An 11,930-nucleotide genomic window follows, 5' to 3' on the forward strand; every position below is an offset into this window, starting at 1 on the left:
CCGCACCACGGGCGTGGAGCGGGGCCGTCCGCATCAGACCCTCGTGACGGGCCGTCGTGCCGTGCGGGTCAGATCGTGACCGTGACCTGCGTGGAGCGGTCACCCGAGACGACGGTGATGACGTGCTCGCCCGCCGTCAGCCCGGTCACGGTGAGGTGTCCGGTGCCGTCCTCGTGGATGGCGCTGTAGGCGAGGACCGTGCCGTCCGCGTCCGTCGCCTGCAGGCCGCCGATGCCCGAGGGGAGGCCCCAGACGTCGATCTCGGCGCTGCCGGTGAGTGCCGACGCGTTCACGACCGTGGCCGCGAGCTGGTCGGACGGGTGGTCGCCGTTGCCGACGACCACGTCCTGTTCGGCGGTGCGGTCGCCGTTCGTCGAGGTGACGTGCACCGTCGTCGTCAGCGCTTCCGGTGCAGGCAGGACGACACTCGCGACGCCGCCGTCGCCGATCGTCGCCTGCTTCGTGACGCCGTTCGCGGTGGCCGTCACCTCGGTGCCCTCCGCGCCCGAGAAGTGCGCGACGATCTCGGAGGCGGTGAGGCGGCTGGTGGTCACGGCGACCTCGGCCGGAGCGGGGGTCTCCTCACCGTCACCCTCGCCCGGGTCCGTGGTGCCGCTGCCGTCGCCCTGGCCGGGGTCGGTGGTTCCGCTGCCGTCGCCCTCGCCGGGGTCGGTGGTTCCGCTGCCGTCGCCCTCGCCGGGGTCGGTGGTGCCGTCGCCGTCGCCCTCACCGGGGTTCGGGGTCCCACCGTCGGCGTCGTAGCGGAGGGAGTACGGCTCCGACTTCCAGCGTCCGTGCTCGTCCTGGTACTGCACGGTGAGCTCGTTCAGGCCCTCCTCGAGGTCCTCCGAGAACGCGATCCGGAAGTCGCCGTCGGCGTCGGTCGTGCCGTGCGCGGCCATGGACCCGGTGTGGTCCGTGACCAGGACCTGTCGGTACGAGCCGACGGTCGACCCCTCGATGGTCGGACGGGCCTCCGTCACGGTGGAGCCGTCGGCGGGCGTCGCGATGGTGAATCCGGTGGTCTTCGGGGCCCAGGTGACGCTCCGGGAGACCCGCTTCTGCCAGCTGCCGTCCGGCTGCTCGAACGCGACGACGATGCCGTTGTCGCCGAGGTGCAGCGCGCCCTCGATCGTGACCGACCAGTTGCCGTCGGCGTCGGCGGTCGTGCTCCCGAGGGGGTCGACGCCCATCGCGAGGATGCTGACGCGGCCGTTCGGGCGACCGTGCCCGGTGAAGGTCGGCTGCGCGGTGTCGACCGTGGCGCCGTCGGCGGGGCTCGTCACGTCGTAGACCGGTTCGGTCGCCTCGCCGGGGCCCGGGTTCTCGGAGCCGGAGCCGGAGCCTTCGCCGGCGCCGGAGTCCTCCCCACCCGAGCCGGAGCCCGAGCCGTCCCCGGCGTCCGCGCCGGCCTCCGCCAGCACCCAGCCGCTCGCCGCGAACCGGTCGTGGTCGGGCGTGCTCGCCGGCACGGCGTCGTTCACGGTCCGGACGAAGGCGTGCTCGGCCTCCGCGCCGCCCGGGATCCGGACGCTGAAGTCGCCGTTCGACCCGGTCTCGGCGGTGGCCAGGACGGTCTCGCGGTCGGTCGACGCCTGGACCTCGGCGCGGAGGTTCGTGTGACCCGTGACCACGAGGTCGTCACCGTCGCGCGTGACCGTGTCGATCGTCGGGGTCGCCGCGTAGGCGTCGAGCTCGGCCTGACCCGGCGTGCTGTACGTGCCGTTCTTCTTGACGACCGACGCCGTGATGGTCTGCGGACCGGAGACGAGCGGTTCGAGCGTGCAGGAGTACAGGTTCGGACGCGCCTGGGTCGCGGTGCCGGTGCACAGGACGTGCCCGTCCGCGTCGACGATCTTCAGCGTGCCGCCGGTGACGGAGCTCGTGACCCGGGCCTCCGGGGAGGCCTGCCCGGTGACGAACAGGCGGTTGCCGTCCCGCTCACCCTGGGCGGTGGCGCCCTGCACCGTGTACACGTTCGTGGTGCTGCCGACGATCGGCCGTGAAGCCGTCGCCCCCGGGATCGACGGGGTGTCCGCAGGGCTCGTCGCGGCGGAGGCGGCCGACGGGACGAGGGTTGCGGCGAGGACGAGGCCGAAGGCGGCCCCGGCTGTTGCTCGGTGGATCGTGCGCATGGTTCCCTTCCTGTCCGCGCGGAGCACGCGGACCTGGGAATACTGCATGTGGGATACGGAGAAGATCCCGAGTGTGATGGTGAGGTTCCTCCACCAGAACGAGGAAAGCCCCGACCAGATGGCCGGGGCTTTCCTCGTGGGAGCGTGGACTACGCGGGGACGTAGTCGAACGTGTCCGGGTCGGGGCCGGTGCGGTGGCCCTTGTCGAGCGTCGTGATGTCCGTCATGTCCTCGTCCGAGAGCTCGAAGTCGAAGATCTGGAAGTTCTCCTCGACGCGCGAGCGGGTCACCGACTTCGGGAAGACGATGTCGCCGCGCTGGATGTGCCAGCGGAGGACGACCTGGGCCGGGGTCTTGCCCGTGCTGCGGGCGATGCGGGTGATCGTCTCGTCATCGAGCACGAGACCCTGGGCGATCGGGGACCAGGCCTCGGTCGCGATGCCGTGCTCCGAGCCGTACGCGCGGAGCTCGTCCTGCACGAGGTACGGGTGCACCTCGATCTGGTTCACGGCCGGCGTGATCGTGGTCTCGGCAGCGAGACGGTTCAGGTGGTGCGCCTGGAAGTTGCTGACGCCGATCGAGCGCGCGGTGCCGGCGTGGTAGAGCTCCTCGAGCGCCTTCCAGGTCGGGACGAAGTCGCTCACGGTCGGGAGCGGCCAGTGGATGAGGAAGAGGTCCGTGTAGCCACCGAGCAGGTCGGCCGACTTCTTGCCGTTCTCGGCTGCTGCTTCCGGGGCGTGGAAGCCGTTGTTGAGCTTCGAGGTGACGAAGACCTCCTCGCGGGGGATGCCCGACTCGGCGATCGCCTCACCGACCTCCTTCTCGTTGCCGTACATCTCGGCGGTGTCGATGTGGCGGTAGCCGACCTCGAGCGCCGTGAGGGTTGCGGCCTTCGTCTCGGCGGGGTCGATCTGGAAGACGCCGAAGCCGAGCTGCGGGATCGTGCGTCCGTCGTTGAGCGTGATGTTCGGAACGGTGGTCATGCGTCGATCCAACTCCCGACGTCGCGCACGGCTTCCCGGGGACGGTCAGGCGGGCGTGTCCCCCTCCCGCCGGTCCGGGTGGGTCAGGCGAGTGCGGCCGCGATGTACGCGGCGAGCGCCTCGCCGTACGCCACCGCCGGGTCGGCCGAGGCGAAGGTCCGGTCGGTGCCGGCGATGCGGGCGGTGACCGTCCACAGGACCTGGTCGTCCTGGCCGACCAGCCGCGTCAGTCCGACGAACGCCGGCCCGAGCAGGTCCCGCAGTTGGTCCTCGCGCGGCAGCCACAGGGAGTCGGCCGCGGCGACCGAGTCGAGCGCCCACTCGGTCGTGCCGTTGAAGCCGAGTTCGACGCCCGTGGGGTGGTCGTGCCGCTCGACCGTCATCTCGGAGACGGTGTACACGTCCTCGTCGACCCCCGGCTTGTCGATGACGAACCGGTCGCCGGTGTCCGGGTGCCAGCAGAGCCCCGCGGTGCGGAGGGCACGGGCGAGTTCCACGGTGATCATGCGCCCACACTGGCACGCACCGGACCGGCCGGCACCGAGCGCACGACCAGGTTGCGGACCGGACCCGCGAGGCCGCGCTCCCGGGACGGCAGGACGGCCCTCCGGAGAACTCGTCGGGCGGTCGTACTACCATCGCGACGCACCCGCGCGTCACGCCCGTCGTGACGCGCGCGCGACGCGACGACGCCCGGCCACCGGTGCCGCGCCTCCCGGTCGGACCACCGACCACGGGGCGGGCCGAGGGCCGGCGTCCCGAACCGCAGGGCCGACCGGCCCGCTCAGCAAAGGACCCGTATGACCCTCGACCGTGAGGAACTCCGCGACGGTTGGACCGTGTCGCTCGTCGAGGACGGCGCCTCCGGCGTCGCTGCCGACCTGCCGACCGGCGTCCGCGGTGTCACGTTGCCGGCGACCGTGCCCGGACAGGTGCACACCGACCTGGAGCGTGCCGGGCTGCTGCCCGATCCCACCTTCGACCGCAACGAGACCCGGACGCAGTGGGTCGGGCAGTCGGACTGGGCGTACCGACGGCAGCTCGACGTCGACCCCCGCGGCCACGAACGGGTCGACCTCGTCTGCGACGGCCTGGACACCGTGGCCGAGCTGTCCCTCGACGGAGTCCCGATCGCGACCACGCGGAACATGCACCGGCGCTACCGGTTCGACCTCCGGCAGGTCGAGACGTCGGGTCCGGTCGACGGCAAGGAACTCGAGATCGCGTTCGAGTCGCCCTACCGCGAGGCCGAGCGCGTCGCCGCGCGCGCGGGCAGCATGCCCGGCCCGTACGACGAGCCGTTCCCGTACGTGCGGAAGATGGCGTCGAACTTCGGGTGGGACTGGGGGCTGACCGCGGTCACGAGCGGACCGTGGCGACCGGTCGCGATCGAGCGGTGGTCGACCGCCCGTCTCGCCGACATCCGGCCCCTCGTCGACGTCGAGGCCGGTGAGGGCGTGCTCGACACCCACATCGCACTCGAGCGCTCCGGCCCGACGCTCCACGGCACGAGCACCGGCGACCTCGACCTGGACGGCGAGGACGACGACCTCGTGCTCGTCGTGACCGTCTCGGGTCCCACGGTCGACGGGCGGACGACCAAGCAGCGGTCCCGCGCCCAGGTCACCCCGAAGGAGGACGGTGCGGTCGTCACGGTCCGTGTCCCGGACGCGGCGCTGTGGTGGCCGCGCGGGTACGGCGAGCAGGCCCTCCACGACGTGGTCGTGGAGCTGCAGACCGTCGACGGCGCGGTGCTCGACCGGCGCTCGTTCCGCACCGGGTTCCGGTCCGCCGGGGTGCGGACGGCGCTCGACTCCGCCGGTCGCCCGTTCGAGGTCGTCGTCAACGGCACCGTCATCGACGTCCGCGGCGTGAACTGGATCCCCGACGACGTCATCGTGTCGCGGGTCGACCGTGCGCGGTACGCCGCCCGGCTCGACGCGGCGGTCGACCTGCGCGCGAACCTCGTCCGCGTCTGGGGTGGCGGGGTCTACGAGTCGCACGACTTCTACGAGCTGTGCGACGAGCGCGGTCTGCTCGTCTGGCAGGACTTCCCCTTCGCGTGCGCCGCGTACCCGGAGGACGAACCGCTGCGCGGCGAGGTCATCGCCGAGGCGCAGGACAACGTCGCCCGGCTGTCGCGGCACCCGTCCCTCGTGGTGTGGAACGGCAACAACGAGAACATCTGGCTGCACGACGTCGACGGCTGGGGGGACGAGCTCGGCGACCGCCCGTGGGGCCTCGGCTACTACCTCGACCTGCTGCCGACGATCGTCGACGCGGTCGACCCGTCCCGCTTCTACACGGTGGCGTCGCCGTGGTCGGGGTCCGAGTCGATCGAGCCGAACCACGTCGACCACGAGACGCACCACTCGTGGGACGTCTGGAACCGGGTGTCCGACGACCACTACCGCGACTCGGTGCCCCGGTTCGTCTCCGAGTTCGGGTGGCAGGCGCCGCCGGCCTGGCGCACGCTCCGCGACGCGGTGACCGACGAGCCGATGACGCCGACGTCCCCCGGGGTGGTGCACCACCAGAAGGCCGCCGACGGGATGGCGAAGCTCGCGCGGGGGATCGAACCGCGGTTCGGCAGCGCCGGGGACGACCTCGACCGCTGGCACTACCTGACCCAGCTCCAGCAGGCCCGCGCGATCGCGACCGGCGTCGAGCACTGGCGGACGCACTGGCCCCGCAACACGGGCGTCGTGGTCTGGCAGCTCAACGACCTGTGGCCGGTCTCGTCGTGGTCCGCGATCGACTCAGCCGGTCGCCGCAAACCGCTCGCGCACGAGCTCCGCCGGCTCTACGACGACGTCCTCGTCGCGATCCGCCCGGTGTCGACCGTGGACACCGCCGTCCGCGCGGTGCCCACCGAGGTCGACGACCGGACGGGAGGCCCGGCTCCGCGCACCGCGTCCCTGCCGGTCACCGACTCGGCCGGGTCCGGCACCGTCCCCGGCGACGACGGGCGTGACGACCCGTCGCGGGCCTCCGACGCCTCGCCGGTCGAGGTCGCGGTCCGCTCGGCCCGCACCGGGCTCGACACCGTCGTCCGGGTCCGCCGGATCGACCTGTCCGGGCGGATCCTGGCGGAGGAGACCCTGCCCGTCGTGCTCGACCGTCCGGGGGTCGCCGTCGTGCGGCTGCCCGCGAGCGTCGGTGTCGTGGACGACGCCCGGGACGAGGTCGTCGTCGCGGACATGGACTGGCGCCGGGCCGTGTGGACGCCGGCGCCGGACCGGGAGATGCGCTGGCAGCCCGCGCGGTACAGAGCGACGTTCTCGGCGACGCCGGAGGGCGACGGGCTCGACCTCGTCGTCGAGGCCGACTCCCTCGTCCGCGACCTGCTCGTGCAGCCGGACCGGGTGGCCGCGACGGGCACGGTCGACCGCGGGTTCATGACGCTGCTGCCGGGGGAGCGCGTGCGGTACCGCCTGACCGGCGTCGGGGAGGCGGACATCGCGGCCCTGACGAGTGAGCCGGCGCTGCTGACGCTCGACCGGGTCCTGCTGGAGGCATCCGACATACTGGATTGATGTACCATGGCCGGGTGAGAGCGGGAGACCGCCTCTGCGTATCCGCACGCCCCTCGCCTGATCAGGAGCCCACATGTCGCTTGCGCCTGGTCCCGTCCGGCGTCCGTCGACACACACCGATCGGTCGTGCCGGGACGTCCCCGATCCCGTCGACGTGACCGAGGACCGGTCGCACGTGCCCGTGACGACGACGGAGCCCGGCCGGAGGACCGCGTCCACCGGAACCTCTGCGCCCGCCGGAACCTCTGCGCCCGCCGGAACCTCTGCGCCCGCCGGGACGTCGGTGCTCACCGGAGCGACTCCGCCCACCGGTGCGACGTCGTCCAGTGGGACGACGCTGCCCAGCAGCACGACGGCGCCCGACGTCTCGACGGGCTCGTCGCCACGACCGCTGTGCGGGACCCGGGTGCGCGGGACGCTCGTCGTGCTGGACCTGCTGTTCCTCGCCGTCGCGTTCCTCGTCGCCCACGTGACCCGGTTCCCGGGGGAGTCGCCACTGCCGCGGCCCGATGCCGGGCTGCTCGAGTTCACCGTCGCCCCGGTCGTCGTCGTGCTCTGGCACGCGATGCTCGGCGCGGCGCGTTCGCGTGACCCGCGCGTGGTCGGGTTCGGCAACGAGGAGTACCGACGTGTCCTCACCGCGAGCCTGGTCACCGGAGCGACGGTCGCCGTCGTCGCCTACGCAGTGGGCATCGACCTGGCACGCGGGTACGTCGCGGTCGCGTTCCCGGTCGGCCTCGGGCTCGTCGCCGCCGGACGCAAGGCGGTCCGGACGGTGCTCGCGCGGCGACGGTCCCGGGGTGTGGGGCTGGTCGACGTGTTGGTCGTCGGTGACGCTGACGACGTCCGGTACGTGGGGCGGCGCCTGGTGGCCACCCCCGCGGCGGGCTACCGGGTCGTCGGGGTGCTCACCGACTGCCTCCCAGCAGGGCGGGCGATCGGACTCGGTGACACCACGGTCCCGGTCATCGGCGGCATCGACGACGTGCTCGACGTCGCTCGGCGCCGGCGGGTGGCGGCCGTGCTCGTGGCCGGGGCCGTGCCCGGCGGACGGGAGCGCATCCGCCGGCTCGGCTGGCAGCTCGAGGCGGACGGGATCGAGCTCGTCGTGTCCTCGCCGCTCGCCGACGTCACGTCCGCCCGGGTGCACGAACGCCCCGTCGACGGGTTGCCGCTCATGCACGTCGAGATGCCCGACTACTCCCGTCGCGCGGGCAAGCGGGCGTTCGACCTGGCGGGCGCGGCGCTCGGGATCGTGCTCCTCGCCCCGGTGTTCGGCCTGGTCGCGCTGGCGATCCGGGTCGACGACGGGGGCCCCGTCCTGTTCCGGCAGACCCGCGTCGGCCGCGGTGGTGCGCCGTTCTCCATCTGCAAGTTCCGCACCATGTGCGTGGACGCCGAGCAGCGTCTCGCCGACCTCCGGACGCGCAACGACGGCGCCGGGCCGCTCTTCAAGCTGCACGACGACCCGCGTGTGACCCGGGTGGGGCGGTTCCTCCGCCGGACGTCCCTCGACGAGCTGCCCCAGCTGTGGAACGTGCTCGTCGGGACGATGAGCCTGGTCGGACCACGTCCGGCGCTGCCGAGCGAGGTCGAGCGGTACCGGGACTTCGACGACCGTCGCCTCCTCGTGACGCCGGGCATCACGGGGCTCTGGCAGGTGAGCGGCCGTTCGGACCTCGACTGGGCCGAGGGTGTGCGGCTCGACCAGTACTACGTCGAGAACTGGTCCTTCCTGCACGACGTCGTCATACTGGCCCGGACCCTCCCGTCGGTGCTGCGGTCGCGCGGCGCCTACTGAAGCCGATCGCCGGGGCAGAGGCGTGAGCCGAGGAGGCGCGGGGCACCGCCTGCTCGGCCGTCCCTGGACGAACGGTGACCATCGGGCTCCTCGCCTGGGCTTCTCACGCGGTGCGAGTTACGATGGTGGGACAGCGGGACACCGCCGGACCGGTCGACGGTGACCGGACGGGACGACCAGGGACACTGGTCGGACGGCGGCCAGTTCCAGTACCGAAGGAGTCGACATGTTGCAAGGCCTCACCGGAATCCACCTGGTGATCATCCTCGGCATCGTGCTGCTGTTGTTCGGTGCGACGAAGCTCCCGGCGCTCGCGAAGGGCCTCGGCCAGTCGATCAACGTCTTCAAGAAGGAGATGGGGACCGACGACGGCAAGAAGACCGGCGCCGCCTCGACCGATGGGACCGCGAACGCCGCACCCGTCCAGCAGCCGACGGCGCAGTACCCGAGCAGCAACGGCGTCCAGGAGCCGGTCGTGAACCCCGGCCCGTCCACGCAGCCGAACAGCGACTCCCGCTCCCTCTAGACCGCCGACCCATCGGCATCCCGGCCCCGGGACCGACGACAGCCCTCGTGCACCAGCACGGGGGCTGTCGCCGTTGCACGGCGCGACCGGGCGCATGATGGCCGCATGACGACCAGCGCCCCAGCCGCAGCCGCCGACCGGCCGGGAGGCACGGCCCCCCTCCACGACGACCGACGCCTGGTGCTCGTGGTCGCGGTCCTCGCGTCCTTCGTCGTGGGGCTCGACTCCAGCGTCGTGAACGTCGCACTCCCCGCGATCCGGACCGAGCTCGGCGGTGGCCTCGTCGTCCAGCAGTGGACGGTGGACGCCTACCTCGTCACGCTGGGGTCGCTGGTCCTGGTCGCCGGGTCGCTCTCCGACCTCTTCGGCCGGGTCCGCATCATCACGTGGGGTCTCGTCGTGTTCGGCGTCGCCTCGGTCCTGTGCGCCGCTGCACCGAGCGGCGAGGTGCTCGTCGTCGCGCGCGCGGTGCAGGGGGTCGGTGGAGCGCTGGTCACCCCGAGTGCGCTCGCGCTGATCGTCGCCGCCTACCGCGGGGCAGCCCAGGCGAAGGCCATCGGGACGTGGACGGCCTGGTCGAGCGCAGCGATGATCCTCGGCCCCGTCGTCGGCGGGCTCGTCGTGGACGGCATCGGGTGGCGCTGGATCTTCGTGCTGACCGCGGTGCCGATCGTGGTGACGATCCCGCTCGTCCGCCGCATCGGGTCCGAGGTGCGCGGCGGCCCGCACGCGCGGGTGGACGTCGTCGGCGCGGTGCTGGCGGTCGTCGGGGTCGGTGGCGTCGTGCTCGGGCTCATCGAGCAGGAGCGGCTCGGGTGGGGCTCGCCCGTGGTCGTCGGCGCGCTGGTCATCGGCGGGGTCGCGCTCGGGGCGTTCGTGCCGTGGGAGCTCCGGGTGACCCGGACGTCCGGGGCGCCGCTCGTCCCGCTCGGGCTCTTCCGGGCGCGGAACTTCACCGTCGGGAACCTCGCGACGCTCTCGATCTACGGCGCACTCGGGATGGTGTTCTTCGTCGTCACGCTGTTCCTCCAGGAGGTCTGGGGTTTCCCGGCATGGGTGGCGGGCCTCGCGACGCTGCCGCCGACGCTGATGCTCCTCGCGCTGTCCACCACGGTCGGTGCGCTGGCCGGTCGGTTCGGACCGCGGTGGTTCATGACGGCCGGGCCGGCGATCGCCGCGGTCGGTGCGCTGCTCATGCTCCTCGCCGGCGACGACCCGGCCGGGTACTGGTGGTCGGTCCTGCCGGGACTGGTCCTCGTCGGTGCCGGCATCGCGACGATGGTGACCCCGCTGACGAGCGCCGTCCTCGGCTCCGTGCCGCAGACCCAGGCAGGTGCGGGGTCGGCCGTGAACAACGCCGTGGCGCGCATCGCGGGCCTCGTGACGGTGGCGCTCGCCGGGGTCGTCCTGGGCGGTGAGGTCGGCGTCGCCGGCCTGCACCGGGCGATGGTCGTGATGGCGGTGCTGCTGCTGGCCGGAGCCGTCGTCAGTGCGGTCGGGATCGTGGACCCGGACCGTCGAGACTCCGACTCGTCCGCCTGACCAGCCGTTCGAGCGGCCCGGTGCCGATCCACCGCCGCCACGGGGTCGCCACCAGACCGGCGCCGACGACCACCAGGAGTGTCGCCGTCCACCCGGTGTGCCAGTGTCCGTCACCGGTTGCGTCGAGTGCGGCGTACACGACGATGTGGGCGGCGTAGACGGTCAGGGCGAGTGCCCCGACGGCCCGCACCGGGGCGAGGAGGACGCCGGCGCGACGTGCGGTGAGGAGGCTGAGCGCGAGGACCGCGAGCGCGACGCCGAGTGCGCCGAGCAGCTCCGGCGTCGACCCGGCATGCGGCTGCACCGAGGTCAACCCGGCCCAGTCGACACCGGGGTGCTCGACCGTGCCGCCACCCTGTGGGACGAGGTGTGGTCCGGCGTCGGCCGGGCTGGTCCCCGCCGACCCGGCGCCGGCGGAACCCGCGCCGGCCGTACCGGAGCCGGTGGACGTCGACCCGCTCGCGCTGGTGTCGCCGGGTGGGAGTCCCAGGGCCGCCCGGACGAGGACACCGCCGCCGTAGCCGACCACCTCGGCGGCGATGCCGGCGGCGAGCAGGAGCAGGTGCACCCGGGTCCGCCGGAGCGGGAGCCGTCCGACCACGAGCCCGACGAGGACGACGCCCCACCAGGTGATGCCCGGGTAGGCACCGAGCAGGACGCCGTGCACGAGTGGGTCGCTGGCGTCGTGCAGCACCGACCGGCCGACCGCGGTGCAGACCGGCCCCGTCACGAGCGCTGCGGCCGCGACCCCCGCGACCGTGCGGGTGCGGGCCCGCAGGAGCGGGATCGTCGCCACGAAGCACACCGCGTACGTGGGCAGGATGACCTGGACCGGGGTGTCGAGGACGGTCAGGAGGGAGCCGAGGACGAACAGGGCGACCGCGCGCACGAGCACCCGCCGTCGGTGCACCACGAGGCCCTCCGGTGCCGATGGGTCCGACGGGTCCGACGGGTCCGACGGGTCCGACGCCGGCCGAGGTCGGGTCATCAGCGTGAGCGAGACGCCGGCGCAGAGGGCGAAGAGGACCGCCGAGCGCCCGTCGACCACCGCCGCCCAGGTGTCCGGCCGGGCCCAGTCGAAGTCGGGGTGCGGTGGACCGAGGTGCGCCACGACCATGCCGAGCACGGCCAGACCGCGGGCGAGGTCGAGGCCGTCCAGCCGGGACGGTCGCGCACTCGACGCCGGGGCCGGCCCGGCGGACGGCCCGTCGGCGGACGGCCGGTCGGCGGATGGGCCTGCGACCGGGCCCGGGGACCGGCCGGGGGATCGGCGGGTGGAGCGGCGGAGGGACGCGAGCGGACCCGGGGTCCGGCGAGCTGTCGAGGTGGTCATGTCCCCAGCACAGCGCGCGGGGTGTTTCGTCGGAGTTGCCCGCAGGTGGCGGGAATGCCGTCGCCCGCCGTAAA

The 11,930-nt window shown here is 73.1% G+C and carries 8 protein-coding genes; 4 read left to right on the forward strand and 4 right to left on the reverse strand.

Annotated elements, in window-relative coordinates; genetic code table 11:
* Positions 1-68 precede the first annotated feature (68 nt).
* The 3 genes from DEJ34_RS02210 to DEJ34_RS02220 form a co-directional block, all read right to left on the reverse strand.
* A complete protein-coding gene (locus DEJ34_RS02210; protein WP_181422227.1) occupies positions 69-2,135 on the reverse strand; it encodes an Ig-like domain-containing protein in 2,067 nt (688 codons plus the stop codon).
* 149 nt (positions 2,136-2,284) lie between these two features.
* Positions 2,285-3,118, reverse strand: coding sequence for an aldo/keto reductase (locus DEJ34_RS02215; RefSeq protein WP_110890683.1), 834 nt, complete (start codon positions 3,116-3,118; stop codon positions 2,285-2,287).
* Positions 3,119-3,201: 83 nt separating this feature from the next.
* Positions 3,202-3,624 (reverse strand): pilus assembly protein CpaE, encoded by a 423-nt coding sequence (locus DEJ34_RS02220; RefSeq protein ID WP_110911157.1) that lies wholly within the window; start codon positions 3,622-3,624, stop codon positions 3,202-3,204.
* A 294-nt stretch (positions 3,625-3,918) separates the two neighbouring features.
* Between DEJ34_RS02220 and DEJ34_RS02225 the strand changes: the two genes are divergently transcribed.
* The 4 genes from DEJ34_RS02225 (at position 3,919) to DEJ34_RS02240 (ending at position 10,523) form a co-directional block, all read left to right on the forward strand.
* A complete protein-coding gene (locus DEJ34_RS02225; RefSeq protein WP_110911156.1) occupies positions 3,919-6,654 on the forward strand; it encodes a glycoside hydrolase family 2 protein in 2,736 nt (911 codons plus the stop codon).
* A 406-nt stretch (positions 6,655-7,060) separates the two neighbouring features.
* A complete protein-coding gene (locus tag DEJ34_RS02230; RefSeq protein ID WP_181422226.1) occupies positions 7,061-8,455 on the forward strand; it encodes a sugar transferase in 1,395 nt (464 codons plus the stop codon).
* Between the two features lie 226 nt (positions 8,456-8,681).
* Positions 8,682-8,981 (forward strand): twin-arginine translocase TatA/TatE family subunit, encoded by a 300-nt coding sequence (tatA, locus tag DEJ34_RS02235; protein WP_110890686.1) that lies wholly within the window; start codon positions 8,682-8,684, stop codon positions 8,979-8,981.
* 105 nt (positions 8,982-9,086) lie between these two features.
* Positions 9,087-10,523 (forward strand): MFS transporter, encoded by a 1,437-nt coding sequence (locus DEJ34_RS02240; RefSeq protein WP_110890687.1) that lies wholly within the window; start codon positions 9,087-9,089, stop codon positions 10,521-10,523.
* Here the strand turns inward: DEJ34_RS02240 and DEJ34_RS02245 are convergent.
* A complete protein-coding gene (locus DEJ34_RS02245) occupies positions 10,468-11,856 on the reverse strand; it encodes a heparan-alpha-glucosaminide N-acetyltransferase domain-containing protein (protein WP_110911154.1) in 1,389 nt (462 codons plus the stop codon). The two genes, DEJ34_RS02240 and DEJ34_RS02245, sit on opposite strands and share 56 nt — an antisense overlap.
* Positions 11,857-11,930 lie beyond the last annotated feature (74 nt).

Origin of the sequence: Curtobacterium sp. MCPF17_050 (assembly GCF_003224435.2) — a bacterium.
In the GTDB taxonomy this organism is placed as follows: domain Bacteria; phylum Actinomycetota; class Actinomycetes; order Actinomycetales; family Microbacteriaceae; genus Curtobacterium.